Source organism: Hymenobacter koreensis (assembly GCF_039541855.1).
GTDB classification, from domain to species: domain Bacteria; phylum Bacteroidota; class Bacteroidia; order Cytophagales; family Hymenobacteraceae; genus Solirubrum; species Solirubrum koreensis.
The window spans coordinates 328,109-344,391 of the sequence record NZ_BAABHA010000004.1 but is presented as its reverse complement, the minus strand read 5'-3'; the positions used below and the strand labels follow the sequence as shown (position 1 = coordinate 344,391).

Below are 16,283 nucleotides of genomic sequence, written 5' to 3'. Positions count from 1 at the left end.
GGCTACACAACCAGCCAGAAGTTTATTTTTCCAACAGTACGCGGTGGGTGCTTATTGTAGCATCGGGTAGTGTGAGCTGCAGCAAGTACACGCCGGGCGCCAGCTGGCCCAAATCGAGTGTGGGCTGTCCGGCCTGGCTTACAGGCTGTTGCCACACCACGCGCCCCAGGGCGTCGAGCACTCGGGCTTGGTGGTAACGACCGTCAATCTGCAGCGCGCCCTTGCTGGGGTTGGGGTACACCTGAGGCGCAGCGGCAGCGGCGGCGCGGCGGGTGGTGGTAACCACGCCGCTCATCACGGCCCGTAGCATGGGGGCCCCGCGCAGGGTTTGGAATGGTTGCCAGATGTTCTGGATTTTGTGCCAGAAAAAGCCGGCCGGCACCTTGGAGTTCAGGTCGAGGCCGAAGCGAATGAACTGGAACGTAGCGCTTTGCCCGTACCCGAAGTAGCAGACGCCGCTCACCGGTACCGGCTGATCGAACCGAACATCCAGCCATTGGCCGGCCGGCACGCTGCTGGGTAGCTGGAAGGTTTTGGTGGCTTTGGGAGTGTCGCCGGGGCGGCCGTTTTGGTCGTCCCACACGGCGGCAGTAAGGCTGAAGCCGGCGGCTAACGGCTGCGTCAGGTAAATACGAAGGGCGGTAACCTGATCGGCCCGGTTCAGCACCAAGCGGTATGCGCGGTAGGAGACTGGCCCGGTGGTTTCGGCAATGCCGTCCACTGCCTCGGGGCTGCCGTCGTCGAACGCGTAGTAATTGGCCAGCTCGGCAACGCGCGTAATTGTATCATTAAGCAGCGTGCGGGGCGGCGGCGGTGTGCCGTCGGTGGTCAGGAAAATGTTGTACCGAAAGCGTTGGGCAGTGCCCGAGGCTGGAAGCGTTGCATTCCGCGCCGAGCCCACCAGCGGTAGGCCCAGCGTGAGGCGGTTAATGGCGCCGCGGTCGGGCGAGAAGGCGAGGGGTAGAGCCGAGCCGCCGGAAAGCGGCTGCACCGTGCCAGCCCAGCGCACCGGCGTGGGTGCCAGGCCCGCATCGAGGTTATTGAGGGTAGTCTGGATGCTGTCGTTGAGCTCCTGGGCAGGATTGGCCGATGCCTGGTACTGCCACACCGGCAACGAGGAATAGCGCTCAAAAAGCGAGTTCAGCGGCTGGCCCAGGGCAACGTCGCGGTAAGCGGTGTTGGTGGTGTCGCGGCTGCGGTCGAGGAGCACGTAGTCCACGCTCCAGGCGTCTTGGGTGGTGGCTCGGCGGCCCGAGGTGCGGAAGCGGAAACGGAAGCCGGCGTGGAAGTAGCGGGCGTCGTTAACGGCAATAAAACGCTGCTGAAAAGCTGAAGCCTGGCCGTTAGCCTGGCCCGGACTGGTTCGGCGCCACACCCGTACCCAGCTGCCGGTGTTGTCGAGGAAATCGAGCTGCAGGAATACCGGCTGACTGCTGGAGTTGTCGTTCGTGGAACTCACAATTGTACCCGCCTGCCAGAAAAAGCTCAGGTACGTGCTGCTGCCCGGCTGCAGCCCGCTCAGGTCAATGGGCTGCGACGTTAACGAGTCGGTAATGCCGAAAGTAGACGCGCTGCCGTAGGCGTTGCCGTTGGCGTCTAGCCCGTCGAGGGTGGCTACGCCTTTTGTGGGCGGTGCCACAGGAAAGCGGTTGTTAACGAGGGCGCCGCCACGCGTTTCCCACCGGTCGACGGAAGGAGCTCCTTCGCGCTGGCCGGCGAAGTCGTCGAAAAACGGCAGCGACAACAGCGACGGTCGTGTGGCTGCATTACGCGACGTTTCGTTCCGGGCGCGGGCCGGGTCGGCAGGCAAGGGGGCCAGGCCGGATTGCTGCGCGAGCAGCGGCTGGCAGCCGATTAGAGTGAAAACAAACGCAAGGAAAAGTAGCCGATATGTCATTGCCGGAAAGTTACGTACCCCAAACGAGCCGCCGCGCCAAAAGATTTTACCATGCCCCGAAATTTGCCGAGCTCATTCTGATAACTAAAGCGCGGAAAATGCAAAACGCCCGGAAGGCGCCGGGCGTTTTGGATAAAAATACAGCACAGAGCCTGTTACGGTGTTTTTAGCGGCTCGTCGCCGGCTACCCACAAATCCACCAACTGGCCGCTGCGGATGGTAGCACCCTGCGTGGCTTCGGGCCGCTGTTTCACCACGGTGCCGGCAGTCTGGCCTTCTTCCGTGGGCTGGTAGAAGATTTCGCCCAGCTGCAGGCGTTGGCCAGCCAGCAGCGTGGTTGCTTCGTCGGCGGGCATGCCCACGAGGCTGGGGACCGGGAATTCCTGGTTGCCCAGGCCGTCGCCCACTTCCAAGTCCACGCGGGTTCCTTTGGCAATGGGGGCGCCGGGTGCTATTTCCTTGCCATTCACCATCTGCTTCAGCACCGCGTTCTGGGCCAGGTTGGGCACCAGCGTTATGGTACCCACCACCAGGTCGTAGCTGTTGAGAATCATCTGGGCGTTTTTTACCGAACCATCCGTCAGCTTGGGCATTTTGATGACGGGCGGGTTTTTCATGGCCACCGAGATGTAAATCTTCCGACCCTCCTTCACCTTTTCGCCGGGGCGCGGGTCCTGGGTAAGCACCGTGCCGGGCCGAATAGTAGCCGAATAACTGCTGTCGTCCACGAAGTACGCGAGGTCACGCTCCTCGAGGTAATCTTCCAGATCGTCCATTTGCATGCCCGTCACCTTGGGCACCGGAATGGTTTCGCCGTGGTTGGTGGTGAGGGGCAGGTACACGAAGAAGAAGCCGAAGAGCAGCAGCAGCGACACCACGCCAATCACCACCAGGTGTTTCAGCAAGTCGAGCCAGGTGTCAGATTTTAGAAAAGCCATTATAAAGTGCTGGTACTAGGAGGGAAGGTAAAAGTAAGGAAGCAAGGACCTACTATCGGCCGGCTTATTGCTTCGCTACCCGACTCTTGCCGTACTCCAGAATCCGGTCAATAAAATCGTAGGGCGTGTAGCCGGCCAGGGCCGTTTGGTGGAAGATACAGGTGGCGGGCGTCATGCCGGGCAAGGAGTTAACCTCAATGATGATAACCTCCACGGCGCCGTTGTCGCGCACGCGCACAAACGCGTCGATGCGGGCGTAACCTTCGATGTTTAGCACCTTGGCCACGCGGTGCAGTTCCTTCTTCACTTCGTCGGAAATGCGCTGGCGTTCGGCGGCATCCGGAGCGTAGCGGGCGGGGGTGATGTTCTGCCCTTCGCCAGCCAGGAATTTCTCCTCCAGACTCAGTACTTCGCCGGTGGCCAGAGCTTCGGAAGCTTCAAATACTTCGATGTCGCGGCCGCCGTCGGAGCGGCGGTGGGTGAGCAGGCCACCGGTAACTTCCAGGAAGTGCCGGGCGCCTTCGCGCGAAATCAGGGTTTCCACCAGAAATACCTCCTTGCGGGGGAATTCCTCCTTGAAACCTAAGCTGAGGGTGCGGGCCGCATCCTCCATCAAATCTTCCTGGTCGCGGAAAATCAGGCGGCTGAAAGCTTCCAGTTCGGCGCGGGTCTTGAGCTTCTTTACGGCCGAAGAGCAGCCGTCGTCGGCGGGCTTGGCAATGAAGGGGTAGGGGAACTGCGCCTCCAGGTTCTGGTAAAACTGCTCGGCGTCGGCTTCCCACTCCAGGCGGGCGGCCAGCCGGTGTTCAGCCACGCGCAGGCCGGCATCGCGCAGGCGCTTGTTGGTCTCGAACTTGTTGATGGTAATGCTGCTCGACTGCACGCCCGAGCCGTTGTAGGGCAGGCCCACGCGCTCCAGCTGCTGCTGCAGGGCACCGTCTTCGCCGGGGCGGCCGTGCAGGGCAATAAACACGGCGTCTACGCGCTCGGCTAACTGCTCAAACGTCAGCTGCTCGGGCACCGCCACCGATTCGGCCGCGTAGGTGCTGGTAATTTGGGTAGCCTCGTGGCGGATGCGCTCCAGCACCGGGTGCGGACCGTGGCCCGCCTGGTAATGCTGAATTTTGTCGCGAATGTCGTCGGCATTATCCTTCAGCATCACATTCACCGGCAGCACGTGCAGCTGGTAATTTTCGCTGGAACCCGACAGGAACACCGGCACCGGCTGGTACTTGGCCGACGACGAAAGCTTCTCGTAAATGTTACGGCCGCTTTCCACCGAAATGTGTCGCTCCGAGGAGTAGCCGCCCATAATAACGGCCACTTTGGTGCGCGGCTTCTGCTCGTGCTGGCGTCCGGCCACAGCCTCGTCCAGCTGCTTGAGCTTACGGCCCAGCTTCACTGGCTGCAAACCCGCGCGGCGGCGCGCCGCTAGCGAGGTGCGAATGAGGTAGGTGAGGAACTGCGAAGGGTTTAGCCCGATTTCGGCGGCTTGGTGGAAGAAGAACGAGGCCGGCAGCATGCCCGAGGTGGTGTTCGGGTCGTTCAGAAATATCTCACCGTTGGCCGTCAGGAAGCCATCCAGGCGGGCGTATACCTGAAAGCCGAAGGTGCGAAACAGCTGCTCGCACTGCTCCCGAATGCGCTGAATTTCGGCTTCGGGCAGGTCGATGGGCGTGATTTTGCGCGAGAGGCCGGGCAGGTACTTCGAGCGGTAGTCGAACATTTCCTCGCCCTTCACAATCTCGGTGGGCGGCAAAGCCAGCGGGCGGCCGTCCACGTCTTCCACCACAATGCAGGAAAACTCGCGGCCCTGCACGAAGGCTTCCACCAGCACCTGCTGCTCGCCCTGAGTGTTAGTCAGGCGCACGGAATCCTGAATCAGCAGTTTCTGATCCAGCGCCCGCAGCAGCTCGTCGGGGTGGTAGTAGATTTTCTCGTCGTCGGAGTCGAGGATGACGGGCAGGCCGATACCGTCGCGAATGTCGGTCAGGTGCTGGGCCCAGGCCACGCGGTCTTGCGGGCCGAGGCGCTGCCACTCGTCTTTGGTGAGGGTTCGGCGGAACAGGCTGCGCTCTACGGCAGTGGCAAACTTAGCGGGGTCGGCTTCGCGCAAAATGCTTACGCCGATGCTCGAACCTTGGCGCGGCGCTTTCAACACCAGCGGCAGGCCCAGCTCTTTCTGCAAATAGGCTAGCAGCGCAGCCGGGTCGGCGGCGTCAAATTCGTCGGCCGTGAGCACGCGGAAGGCCGGCGAAGGCAGCCCAAGGGCGTGAATGAGGGTTTTCTGCGCAATCTTGTCGATGCCGAACGCCGACGGCAGAATGCCCGAGCCGGAGTACGGGATGCCGTACCATTCGAGCAAACCCTGAATGGCGCCGTCTTCGCCCGCGGGGCCGTGCAGGGCCAGGAACGCGAAGTCCATGAGGCCGGCTAGCTCGTCGGGGCGCAGGCGGCGGCCCACTTCCCCTATGATGCGGTCCTGCTCCGGCTGGCTTAGCTCACCGAGGCTTTCCAGATACACCTGCAGCTTGTGCTCGGAGTCGGGCAGGGCCGACACGGGCGGGTAAAAGTCGCGGATGGTACCCTTGTAGAGGTACTGCCAGTCGAGCAGAACGAAGTTACCGTGGCTATCCACGAAGACCGGAACGGCCTGGAACAGCGACTTATCGAGGTTATCGTAAACCGTGCGGCCGCCAGCAAAGGAAATTTCCCGCTCACGCGACGGTCCGCCGAAGAAAATGCCAATTCTCATACTGGGGCAAAGGTAGGCAGATTTCAAGCGGCTCGGCACACCCGGCTGGCCGCTTCGGCGCCTAACACCGCCACCGACCGAAACGTTACGATTTGCCTTTGAAGAGGTAGCCCAACTGCGCCTGGGATAGGAATTGTTCTCTTCAGTTATTCAATGCGCCCGGAACGAGTTTCTAGCGGGCATCATCAAGGATATCGGCTATTTTCTGGCCTAAATGGCTGCTTGTGCTACCTTCGCTGCCCAGAGTTTCACCCATTCCCCAGCCCATGCAAACCCTCGACCAGTACCACTTCGCCGGCAAAAAAGCCCTCGTGCGCGTCGATTTCAACGTGCCCCTCGACAAGGAATACCGCATTACCGACGACACCCGTATCCGGGCGGCCACGCCCACGGTGAAGAAGATTCTGGCCGACGGCGGCTCGGTGGTACTGATGTCGCACCTGGGCCGGCCCAAGGGCGGACCCGAGGAGAAATACTCCTTGCGCCATTTGGTACAGCGCCTCAGCGACGAGTACGGCGTGCCGGTGAAGTTTGCTCCCGATGCCGTGGGCGACGAAGCCCTGCAACTGGCCCAAGGCCTGCAGCCCGGCGAAGTATTGCTGCTCGAAAACCTGCGCTTCCACGCCGAAGAGGAAAAAGGTGACGCCGGTTTCTCTCAAAAGCTGGCCCGCCTCGGCGACGTGTACGTGAACGACGCCTTTGGTACGGCCCACCGCCGCCACGCCTCCACGGCCGTGGTAGCCGAGTCGTTCCCGCAGGACCGCGTGGCTGGCTACGTGCTGCAAGGCGAAATCGACAACGCCAAGAAAGTGCTGGAAGAGGCCGAGCGGCCCTTCACCGCCATTATGGGCGGTGCCAAGATTTCCGACAAAATTCTCATCATCGAGCAGCTGCTCGACAAAGTAGACAACCTGCTCATCGGCGGTGGCATGGCGTACACCTTTGCCAAGGCCCAGGGCGGCAACATCGGCTCGTCGTTGCTGGAGGCCGATAAAATGGATTTGGCCCTTCGCCTGATCAACATGGCCAAGGAGAAAGGCGTGAACCTAGTGCTGCCAACCGACAGCGTTATTGCCGACAAATTCGCCAACGACGCACAAACCAAGGTGGCCACGAACGACCAGATTCCCTACGGCTGGATGGGCCTCGACATCGGCCCCGATGCCCGTCAGAAGTTTGCCGACATTATCCGCCAGAGCAAAACCATTCTGTGGAACGGTCCCATGGGCGTGTTCGAGATGAGCAGCTTCGCGGCCGGCACCGAAGACGTGGCCAAAGCCATTGCCGATGCCACCGCCAACGGCGCCTTCAGCCTCATCGGCGGCGGCGACTCGGCCGCGGCCGTCAACCAACTTGGCTTCTCCGACCGTGTGTCTTACATCTCTACAGGTGGCGGCGCTTTGCTGGAGTACATGGAAGGCAAAACCCTGCCGGGCGTAGAGGCGCTGGGCTAGCCTAGCGTTATGGACACAAAAACGCCCCGCTGGCTACGTAGCCAGCGGGGCGTTTTTGTGTTTGGCGAAATATCAGCCCGGAACTACTTCTTCCTCTTCGGGGCGGCTGTAGAGGTTAATCCACACCAGCTGGCGGAAGTAGTTAAAGGTCTTGGCGCAGTCGGGGTCGTCGGCGCAGTTCGTGCCCTTGGCGTGCTTCACGAATAGGTCGCGGGCTTCGTGGTCGGGCAGGTGCGAGAGGCTGCGGATGTAGCTGGCTTCGGGCTTGGGCAAGGCGCCGTGGTCGATGAGGTCGTCGGGCGAAGTGGATTCGTGCACGTCGCGGTGGCTGAGGCCGGCTTCCAGCATGCGGCCGGCAATGCGTTCGGCCAGGCTCCAGCGGTATTCGGGGGCGTTGCGGTCGGTGGTGGGCATGGCCGTAGGTACGCGCCCAACGGCGTAGCTGTTGCGGCGTTGTCGAGCCACAACGCTGCCAGTAGCCTATCCGATTTGAAACGGCGAAGGCGTAAAGCAGAGCACAAACACGACAACCATCAGCCAGCCCAGCACTTGGCGGCCGGGGGTAAGCGGCCGCTCATCGGGGGCAGGCGGATGATAAATACCGGCCAATCGGCCCAGCAGCAAGCCGAACACAAGCCAGCCGGGGTTGCCTTTGAGGGCCGGAAGGGCCAACGTTACGGCCAACTGGGCCATAACCATACTGCCTACCAGCAGCAGGGTTCGACGCCGCCCCGGCAACACGCGCCCCAGCACAATGTAGAGGTAGAGCAGGTACACCGGCGCGTACATCCACGCCTCCCGCGACGACTGCAGCGTGAACAAGCCCAGGCCAGCGTAGAATATAAAGGCCAGAAACAGCGCGGCCGATATACGGTTGAAGCGCCGGAAACCCAGCAAGCCGTAGAGAATATGCCCGCCGTCGAGCTGACCAATGGGCAGTAGGTTCAAGGCGGTGAAAAACAACGACAGCAACCCGGCCACCAACAGCGGGTAATGCAGCAGTTCGTTGGGGTGGGGCACGCGTGCCGGATCGGCAAACCAGTTTTCCAGCAGCTGATAGAGCAGCGGCTTGCTCAACGTAAAGGCTTCGTTACCGGGCGGATACACAAACTGCGCGTAGTTCCGGCCGAAACGAGCGTATTCGGGATGCATCTGGAAAATGTGCTCGGGTGGCGGCAGATGAGAGAAGCCGTAAATCAGCAGCGGCACCGCCACCAGAAAACCTGCCAGCGGGCCGGCAATGCCCACATCGAAAAACTCGCGCCGCGAAAAAATCTTCTCCTTGATGCGAATAACCGCTCCGAAGGTGCCTATCCCCAAAGGCATCGGAATAAAGTACGGCAGCGAGGTACGGATGCCGTGGCGGCGGGCCATGAAGTAATGGCCAAACTCGTGTACTGTGAGCACGCCCAGAAACGGCAGCGAGAAGAGCAGGCCGCGGCGTAGTTCGACCCACCGCTCGGGTGCCGGCATGGTAAACACATCCAGCGCGAGCAAATCAAGGGCGCCGCGGGTGAGCGTTACTCCGGCCAGCGTGGTGGTAATGAGCGTGATAATGAACAAGCCCACGTGGAGCAACACCGTGCGCCAGAGCGGGGGCTCGGGCCGCTCGAAGCGTTGCCAGCGGGCAAAAGGACGAAGCAGGCGCGCCGGGGGGCGGGGCGAACCGTCAGGAGGCAGCAGGGTGGGGAAAGGCACGGATGGCGTCGGGCAGGGCGTCGGTGAGGGTGAGCGGCGGGGCGAGGAACAGCGTGTGCAGCCCCAGCCGCTGGGCCGTCTCAATGTGCTGAAAACTGTCCTCGATAAAAAGAGTTTCCTCCGGAAGCCAGTTCATTTCCTGCAATGCATGCCGGAATATCTCCTCGCCCGGCTTACGAAAGCCCACTTCCTGCGAGTAAAACACACGGTCGAGCACATCGGCAATGCCGTGCTGGAAACCATACTGCGTTTTCAGGGCGGCGTTTATGGTGCCGATGTGGATGGCGTTGGTGTTCGAGAGCAGCGCCGTTTGGTGGCCCTGCGCCCGCAACTCCCGAATGAGCTCCAGGCGTTCCAGCGGCACATCCAGCAGCATGGCATTCCAGGCGGCATCCAACTGCTCATCGGAGGCGGCGTGCAGGTTATAGTGCTGGCGCAGGCCGTGGCGAAAGTCGGCAGCGGAGAGGCGACCCGTCTCCATATCGTCGAACAGCTGAGCCTGGGCCTGCTGGGTAAATTCGATGGTAGAACCGGCTGGGCTCAGGGCGCGCATGGCCTCCAGGGTGCGTTGGTAATCGATGTTAATGATAACCCCACCGAAATCAAACAGCAGGTTAGGCAGGCGACGCGAAGCAGGCATACACGGAAAAGCTTGGAATTGCAGCCGCGAAATTCGAAGTTTGCACTGCCGAAACCAATTCCGACTTAGGTCAGTATCCGTTTCAGGCCGGGCCTATAGCTCAATCGGTTAGAGCAACTGACTCATAATCAGTAGGTCGCTGGTTCGATTCCAGCTGGGCCCACGTAAGCCGGGCCAACCACTTGTTTTGAAGTGGTTGGCCCGGCTTTTTTAGCGCAAGTCCTTATCCGTGTAACAGCCTTGTTGTCTTGTAGATAACTGTTTAGATGCAGCTTGCTCAGTGCCTTGGTTGTTGTTTGGGCTGGCATTGGCATGGTAAGCTGTTGCCGCGTATCCACGGAGTAGCCGGCCGAAGCTACGGTTTAGCGCGTGGCATTAACCAACTATTGCGCCGCGTGGCCGGCTTTCGAGCTAGGATGCGGGCAGTAGGCGGATGATGAAGTTTTTGAACGGGTTCTTTTTAACGATGGTGACCAACTGACCGTTGGCGTACTGGTACTCGTCTTCGCGGCCCTCGCGCAATGCCCGGTAGGTGGTGGGCGAGGTTTGGGAAAGGGCGAAATAGTCGCCGAAGTATTCCGCGTAAGCCGATGTGCGGCGGCCGGGCGGCCCGAAAAACAGATCGGTAACGGCGTACGTAATCGGCTGCTTTTCCTGAGCGCGGTACCGGTGCTTGTACTGGTCGGCCACGATGTCGTAATGGTCGCCTTTCCACTCGGCCCGCGACGCAAAGTTGCCTTGGTTGGTGTGCGCTTCCACGGTGGAAAGCCGCAGTTGCCCGTTTCGAAAACGGTTGGTGACCCGGTAATACACCTTCAGGCGGTACACCAGAAAGTTTACCTGCACGTCGCTCACCAGCGTCGACACCACCTCGCCGTCGGCCGACGGCGGCTGGCGCGTGGCCGTCATGGTGCCCACCCGCACGCCGGCCACTTCAATGGCGTAGCGGCGGATTTCCGCCGACGAGGACTGTGGTTTCTGATCCTGGCCCATGGCTGCGCCAGCCACGCCGGTAACACACGCCACCAAGCCCAAAAAGCTTCTCATTGCCTACCAGGACCTAAGCATATGATGGCCGTACGAGCCACGGACCTACTGCGCATTAAGTTTCCAGTTGTAGTCCAGGTAAGTCACTTTGGCGTCGGTGTTCATCTTGGTCGCGGCGTACTTGTTTACCCATTTTACCACCGATTGTCCGTTCTTTTCCCAGTCGCCCTTGTACCAGTCGAAGTACTTGGAAAGCTGAGCCGTGGCTTTGCCGGGCTTGTTTTTGGTGGGGTCGTTCAGGAAGTCGCGGCCCTGGTCATCGAGCTGGCTGTTGAGCTTGGCGGCAGTGTAGGCTTCGTTGCGCAGCCGCGGGCAGCTGATGGAGGCGCACACCAGGGCAAAGTGAATGCGCGGGTCGTCGTACTTCTTGCGCAAGATGCTGTGCTCGATGTTGTCGAGGCTCGTTTTTTCGCCCCCGATAGAGAAGAACTTGGCGGCCCAGGGCGTCGTCACAAACGGAATCTGAATTTTGGAGCCGATGTCCTTGATGCTTTCCAGCGGATAATGATCCAGAATAAGCCGAATGGTGTAGGCGTTATAGGCGTTAATCCAGAAAGCCATTTGCTCGGCCTTGCTCCAACCAGCCGCCGGCGGATTCTTGCTCAGCAGCTGCAGGTATTGGTTGAACGCGGCCTGATCGGCTTTCCAGGCCTTGTAGTTAACCAGCCCTTTTTCGTTCACGTGCTTCTTCAGCAGCTGATCGAAGGCGCTGTGGTCGACGGGTGCCGCGGCCCTGGCAATGGCCGCTGTGCGAACCGGCGCCGCATTATGCGCCGACGGAGCGCTAAAAGCGCTTAGCACCACAAGGGCAGCGGCCCCCAGCACGCGGGGTCCGAAAGCAGAAGAGGAAATCAGCGGGAGGTTCATGCGCTGGATATACGTGCCTCGGGCGCGCAAAAGATTTACGACCCCGCAAACTTCCCGCCCCGGTGTTTTCGTAAGGCTTCAGAACTCCTCTGCCCGATGCTGCTTCTGACCACCCTGCTGGGCTTAACCAGGCTGGCGCTGCCGCCCGACAGCGTGCCCAAACGCGTGGCCCTGATTCCGCTGCCGCTGGTGTATTACACGCCCGAAACCCGGCTGGCCTACGGCGCGGCCCTGGCGGCCACCGTGCGTTTCCGGCGCGACGCGGCCTACCCCGATGCCCGCCCCTCGCAGCTGACCTTCGGCGTTGCCTACACCCAGAACAAGCAATTGCTGCTGTACCTGCCGTTTCAGCTGTTTTACGACCGCAACAACTACTACGCTTACGGCGAGCTGGGCTACTACCGCTACAACTACTATTTCTACGGCGTGGGCGAAAACCAAGGCCCGCGGGAGCTGTACGGCGTTAATTTCCCCCGAATTCGGCTCAATGCCTTTCGGCGGGTAGTGCCCGGCTGGGTGCGGGGCAAGCTGTACGCCGGCCTGCGCTACCAGTGGGAAGACTACGACGTGACAAGCGTAGAATCCGGTGGCTTGCTGGAAAGCGGCGCGGTGCCGGGTGGCCGCGGCAGCCGCGTGGCCGGGGGCGGGTTGGGCGTGTTTTTCGACTCACGCGACAACGTTTTCTTCCCCACCAAAGGGGTGGTGGCCGACCTGAGCTTGCTCGTGCGCAACCGGGCCGCCGAAACAGGCCCCACGCCCCGTACCACGCACTTCGATCGGTACGCGGTGGATGTATCGTCGTACCACCGGCTGCACAAGCACGCGGTGCTGGCCGTTAATTACCTGGCTAGCTTCACTAACGGTTCGGCACCGTTCAATGCCTTGTCTTCGCTCGGCGGCACCAGGCGTTTGCGTGGTTATTACGAAGGCCGTTACCGCGACCGAAACGCGGCTTTGCTTCAGGGCGAGGTGCGCTTCGATGTGTACCGCCGCCTCGGCGCGGTGGTGTTTGGCGGCGTGGGCGCGCTTGGCAACGAGCAACAGCTGCTGCGCCTGGACCGCCCCAAAACGGCTTACGGCGGCGGCCTGCGCTTTACCCTGAACCGCCGCGACCACCTGAATCTGCGGCTCGACTACGGCCTGGGGCGGGAATCCTCGGGCTTTTACTTAACCTTGGGTGAGGCCTTTTGACCCTGACATTTGACTCCAAAATCTGCTGCTTCCGCCTTTCTTTCTTACTCTATGAACATAAGCGTTATCATCCCCACCTGCAACGAAGCCGGCAATATTGGCCGCCTCGTGCAGCAGCTGCGCCAACACGACCCCACGCACGACGTGGAAATTATTGTGGTAGATGCGGACAGCACCGATGGCACGGCAGCGGTAGCGCACCAGGCCGGCGCCACGGTGCTGTGCTCCCCCAAGCCGGGCCGAGCGAGTCAGATGAACTACGGCGCCCAGCACGCCACCGGCGACATCCTGTACTTTGTTCACGCCGACGTGGGCATTCACCCGGGCTACGTTACTACCATTCGGCGGGCGGTGCGCGAAGGCTACGCGGCGGGCTGCTACCGGTTTCGGTTCGACTCGCGCCACCCGTTACTGCGAATCAACAGCTACGGTACCCGTTTCGAGGGCATTATGAGCCGCGGCGGCGACCAAACCCTGTTCATCACCCGCGACCTGTTTCAGCGCCTCGGTGGTTTCGATGAGTACTACTGCATTATGGAGGATTTCGACATCATCCGGCGCATCCGGCGCGAGGCCCGCTTCCTGATTGTACCCCACGACGTGGTGGTATCGGCGCGCAAATACGAAACCAACAGCTGGCTGCGCGTGCAGCTTGCCAACCTCACGGCCTTCTCGCTGTTCTTCCTGAAAGTGCGGCCCAGCCGCATTGCCCGCACGTACAAAGCCCTGCTTAATTACCGCTGATGCCGCCAACCGTACTCGTTACCGGTGCCGGCGGCTTTCTGGGCCGCCACCTTGTGCAGGAGTTGCTGGCGCGCGGCTACCACGTGCGCGCCCTGGTGCGTCCGGCCCGCGTAACCGGTAAGTCACCCTTGCCGCCCCTCACTTCGTTGCCCATCGACGTGCGCGAAGGCGACCTGAGCCAGCCGGCGTCGGTAGCGGGGCTGGCCGAGGGCTGCGCGGCCGTTATTCACGCCGCCGCGCTGGCGCAGGTAAATCCGGCCCGTAACCCGGCCGTGTGGGCCGTGAACGACGGCGGAACCGCCACGGTACTGGAGCTGGCCCGGCAGGCACAGGTCAGCCGCTTCGTGTACGTGGGCACGGCCAACGTTTTCGGCTTCGGCAGCCGGCAGCAACCCGGCGACGAAACCCGGCCTTACGCCGGCCAGCGCTACGGCCTCGATTACATGGACAGCAAGCGGGCCGCCACCGAGCGGGTACTGCGGGCCGTGCGGGAGTGGCAGCTACCGGCCGTGCTGGTGCACCCAACCTTTATGCTCGGCCCCGGCGACGCTAAACCTACCTCCAATGCCTTGCTGCTGGAACTCTACCGCGGCCAGCTGCCGGGCTACCCGGCTGGCGGTAAAAACTACGTGCACGTGCACGACGTAGCCGCCGCAACGGTTAACGCCCTCAGCCAGGGGCGCATCGGCGAGTCCTACATTCTCGGCAATCAAAACTTAAGCTACCAGGAGGCTTTTGCGCTGATGGCCGATACAATGGGCGTACGCCCGCCGCGCTTCGCCGTGCCTACGCCCCTGGCCCGCCTCTACGGCGCCGCCTGCGACGCAAAAGCCCGGCTAACCCGGCGGCCGGCGCAGCTGAACTCCGCCATGGCCGCCGTAGCGGGCGACGGGCATTACTTCAGCGTGGAGAAGGCCCGACGGGAGCTGAACCTGCGGCAAACCAGCCTCGAACAAGCCATTGCCGAAGCCTTTCACTGGTTTAAAGCCCACCACTATGCTTGATGCTCAACCCGGCATAGCTGCGGAGCAAGCACCACAGCGGGTAGCAGCGGTGCCGCTTACGCCCGGCCAGGGCGTGTTTGCGGGCAAAGTGGCCATTGTTACCGGCTCCGAATCCGGCATCGGGCGCGAAACGGCGCGGGCTTTGTGCCAGCAGGGCGCGGCCGTGGTGCTTAATGGCCGTTGCCCCGAGCGGCTGGCCCATACCCTTCGGGAGCTGGAATCGGCGGGTTTTGCCGTGACGAGCTACGTGGCCGACGTAACCGATTACGCCGCCTGTGAAGCCCTGGTGGAAACGGCGGTGCTCACGTTCGGGCGGCTGGATATATTGGTAACCAACGCCAGCATTTCCCAGCGGGCCTATTTCGCCGATATGCAGCCCGAGGTGTTTAAGCAGGTGCTCGACAGCAATGTATACGGAACCGTGTACCCGCTCAAAGCGGCCCTGCCAGCGCTGATTCGCACCAAGGGCAGCGTCACGTTCATTTCCTCCATTTCAGCCCTGAACGGTATGCCTTCCGGCTCGGCTTATTGCGCCGGTAAAGCGGCCGTGTCGAACCTTGCGCACACGCTGCGCCTGGAACTGGCCGACACCGGTGTGCATTTTGGGGTGGTGCACATCGGCTTTACCCAGAACGACCCGGACAAGCGGGTGCTGGACGCGGCCGGGCAGCCGGTACCTATTGCTCACCGCCCGCCGCGCTGGCAGAAAAGCCAGGCCGAAGTGGCGGCTATTATTCTCGGGCACATTCGCCGGCGGCGGCAACGAACCGTCATTTCCGCCTTGGGGTTGCTTATTGTGCTGGTGCATACTTACCTGCCCCGGCTTGGCGACTGGATTGTGCTGACCACCACTCGCCGGCTCCGGCATTTCTACGAATGATGGGCCGGGTAAATCGGCTTGCCGCTGCTTCTCGTACATCTCACTGGTTGCCCACCACACTTCCTGAGGCCGCCTTCTCACTTCGATAATGATTAAGTCTTTAAAATCTACGGGTAATCAATTAGCTGACTCGGCCTTCCAGCTGACGGTGCTGCGCCGCGAAGTAGCCGAAACGCTGCACTTGCCGTTGTTTCATCAGAAGCTGGCGGACGCCGATCTGTTTCCGCTCACGCCGGTAGCCCCCAGTGTGTTGCAGATTAACGTGGGCAAGATGTGCAACCAGGTGTGCAAGCACTGCCACGTAGACGCCGGACCCGACCGCAAGGAAATCATGACCCGCGAAACCATGCAGTACTGCCTGGATGCGCTGGCGCAAACAGATATTCAGACGGTGGACCTGACGGGCGGCGCACCCGAGATGAACCCGGATTTCCGCTGGTTTGTGGAAGAAATTAGCAAGCTGGGCCGTAAGGTGCTGGTGCGCTGCAACCTCACCATCATCGTCGCCAACAAGAAGTACCACGACCTGCCCGAGTTTTTCAAGCAGCACCGGGTGGAAGTGGTAAGCTCGCTACCCTTTTATAGCGCAGCCAAAACCGACAGCCAGCGCGGCGACGGGGTATTTGAGGATTCTATTCGGGCCCTGAAAATGCTGAATGCTGTGGGCTACGGCCACGAGGATTCCGGGCTTGTGTTGAACCTGGTGTACAACCCCGCCGGGGCGTTCCTGCCGGGCGGCCAAAAGGGCTTGCAGGACCAGTTTAAGCGGGTGCTGTTGAAAGACCACGGCATCGTGTTCAACGAGCTGTACGCCATTACCAACATCCCCGTCAGCCGCTACCTCGATTACCTGATTGAGTCGGGCAACTACGCGGGCTACATGGAGAAGCTGGTGACGGCCTTTAACCCCGCCGCCGCCGCCGGCGTGATGTGCCGCAACACCATTTCGGTGGGCTGGGACGGCGGCCTCTACGACTGCGACTTTAACCAGATGCTGGACCTGTACGTGGCCAGTCCCGTGCAGCACATCCGCGACTTTGACGCCGCTGCGCTGGGCAAGCGGGCCATTGTGGTAAACCAGCACTGCTACGGCTGCACGGCCGGTGCCGGCTCTAGCTGCGGCGGTACGGTGGCGTAAGCCTATTCGGCACCACCGATTTAGGCTGCG

General features: G+C 61.4%; 14 protein-coding genes and 1 tRNA gene. 7 read left to right on the top strand and 8 right to left on the bottom strand.

Annotated features, from left to right (window positions below; all coding sequences use genetic code 11):
- Nucleotides 1-22: 22 nt before the first annotated feature.
- From ABD903_RS10320 to ABD903_RS10310, 3 genes are all read right to left on the bottom strand, one after another.
- A complete protein-coding gene (locus ABD903_RS10320) occupies nucleotides 23-1,897 on the bottom strand; it encodes a T9SS type A sorting domain-containing protein (RefSeq protein ID WP_345223910.1) in 1,875 nt (624 codons plus the stop codon).
- 155 nt (nucleotides 1,898-2,052) lie between these two features.
- Complete coding sequence (locus tag ABD903_RS10315) at nucleotides 2,053-2,835, bottom strand: PASTA domain-containing protein (protein ID WP_345223908.1); 783 nt, start codon at nucleotides 2,833-2,835, stop codon at nucleotides 2,053-2,055.
- Nucleotides 2,836-2,899: 64 nt separating this feature from the next.
- Complete coding sequence (locus ABD903_RS10310; RefSeq protein ID WP_345223906.1) at nucleotides 2,900-5,590, bottom strand: D-alanine--D-alanine ligase family protein; 2,691 nt, start codon at nucleotides 5,588-5,590, stop codon at nucleotides 2,900-2,902.
- Between the two features lie 266 nt (nucleotides 5,591-5,856).
- Here ABD903_RS10310 and ABD903_RS10305 point away from each other — a divergent pair, with 266 nt between their 5' ends.
- Nucleotides 5,857-7,044 carry a phosphoglycerate kinase gene (locus ABD903_RS10305; protein WP_345223904.1) on the top strand — a complete coding sequence of 396 codons (1,188 nt, stop codon included), beginning with the start codon at nucleotides 5,857-5,859 and terminating at the stop codon, nucleotides 7,042-7,044.
- 72 nt (nucleotides 7,045-7,116) lie between these two features.
- On the opposite strand, the gene ABD903_RS10300 is transcribed toward ABD903_RS10305, so the two are convergent.
- From ABD903_RS10300 to ABD903_RS10290, 3 genes are read right to left on the bottom strand one after another with little or no spacing between them, the layout of a single operon-like run.
- Nucleotides 7,117-7,509 carry a hypothetical protein gene (locus ABD903_RS10300; protein ID WP_345223903.1) on the bottom strand — a complete coding sequence of 131 codons (393 nt, stop codon included), beginning with the start codon at nucleotides 7,507-7,509 and terminating at the stop codon, nucleotides 7,117-7,119.
- A 15-nt stretch (nucleotides 7,510-7,524) separates the two neighbouring features.
- On the bottom strand, nucleotides 7,525-8,742 hold the full coding sequence (locus ABD903_RS10295) for a site-2 protease family protein (protein WP_345223901.1): 1,218 nt from the start codon (nucleotides 8,740-8,742) through the stop codon (nucleotides 7,525-7,527).
- Complete coding sequence (locus ABD903_RS10290) at nucleotides 8,714-9,382, bottom strand: HAD family hydrolase (RefSeq protein WP_345223899.1); 669 nt, start codon at nucleotides 9,380-9,382, stop codon at nucleotides 8,714-8,716. Before ABD903_RS10290 ends, ABD903_RS10295 begins: the two co-directional genes overlap by 29 nt.
- An 89-nt stretch (nucleotides 9,383-9,471) precedes the next feature.
- On the opposite strand from ABD903_RS10290, the gene ABD903_RS10285 reads away from it, so the two are divergent.
- Nucleotides 9,472-9,545: transfer RNA gene (locus ABD903_RS10285), tRNA-Ile, on the top strand.
- Nucleotides 9,546-9,793: 248 nt separating this feature from the next.
- Here ABD903_RS10285 and ABD903_RS10280 read toward each other — a convergent pair.
- Both ABD903_RS10280 and ABD903_RS10275 read right to left on the bottom strand, forming a co-directional pair.
- Complete coding sequence (locus tag ABD903_RS10280; protein ID WP_345223898.1) at nucleotides 9,794-10,429, bottom strand: DUF6134 family protein; 636 nt, start codon at nucleotides 10,427-10,429, stop codon at nucleotides 9,794-9,796.
- A gap of 45 nt (nucleotides 10,430-10,474) precedes the next feature.
- The gene (locus ABD903_RS10275; RefSeq protein WP_345223896.1) at nucleotides 10,475-11,296 is read right to left on the bottom strand and encodes a DUF547 domain-containing protein; all 822 of its coding nucleotides are present in this window, start codon (nucleotides 11,294-11,296) and stop codon (nucleotides 10,475-10,477) included.
- Nucleotides 11,297-11,392: 96 nt separating this feature from the next.
- Here ABD903_RS10275 and ABD903_RS10270 point away from each other — a divergent pair, with 96 nt between their 5' ends.
- The 5 genes from ABD903_RS10270 to arsS all read left to right on the top strand — a co-directional run bounded on the left by ABD903_RS10270 (nucleotide 11,393) and on the right by arsS (nucleotide 16,253).
- The gene (locus tag ABD903_RS10270) at nucleotides 11,393-12,487 is read left to right on the top strand and encodes a BamA/TamA family outer membrane protein (RefSeq protein ID WP_345223894.1); all 1,095 of its coding nucleotides are present in this window, start codon (nucleotides 11,393-11,395) and stop codon (nucleotides 12,485-12,487) included.
- A 51-nt stretch (nucleotides 12,488-12,538) separates the two neighbouring features.
- Entirely contained in the window at nucleotides 12,539-13,231 is a 693-nt protein-coding gene (locus tag ABD903_RS10265; protein ID WP_345223892.1) for a TIGR04283 family arsenosugar biosynthesis glycosyltransferase, read from the top strand.
- A complete protein-coding gene (locus ABD903_RS10260; RefSeq protein WP_345223890.1) occupies nucleotides 13,231-14,235 on the top strand; it encodes an NAD-dependent epimerase/dehydratase family protein in 1,005 nt (334 codons plus the stop codon). The genes ABD903_RS10265 and ABD903_RS10260 overlap by 1 nt, the downstream gene beginning before the upstream one ends.
- Nucleotides 14,228-15,115 carry an SDR family oxidoreductase gene (locus ABD903_RS10255; RefSeq protein WP_345223888.1) on the top strand — a complete coding sequence of 296 codons (888 nt, stop codon included), beginning with the start codon at nucleotides 14,228-14,230 and terminating at the stop codon, nucleotides 15,113-15,115. Before ABD903_RS10260 ends, ABD903_RS10255 begins: the two co-directional genes overlap by 8 nt.
- A gap of 91 nt (nucleotides 15,116-15,206) precedes the next feature.
- Nucleotides 15,207-16,253 (top strand): arsenosugar biosynthesis radical SAM (seleno)protein ArsS, encoded by a 1,047-nt coding sequence (arsS, locus tag ABD903_RS10250; RefSeq protein WP_345224180.1) that lies wholly within the window; start codon nucleotides 15,207-15,209, stop codon nucleotides 16,251-16,253.
- Nucleotides 16,254-16,283 lie beyond the last annotated feature (30 nt).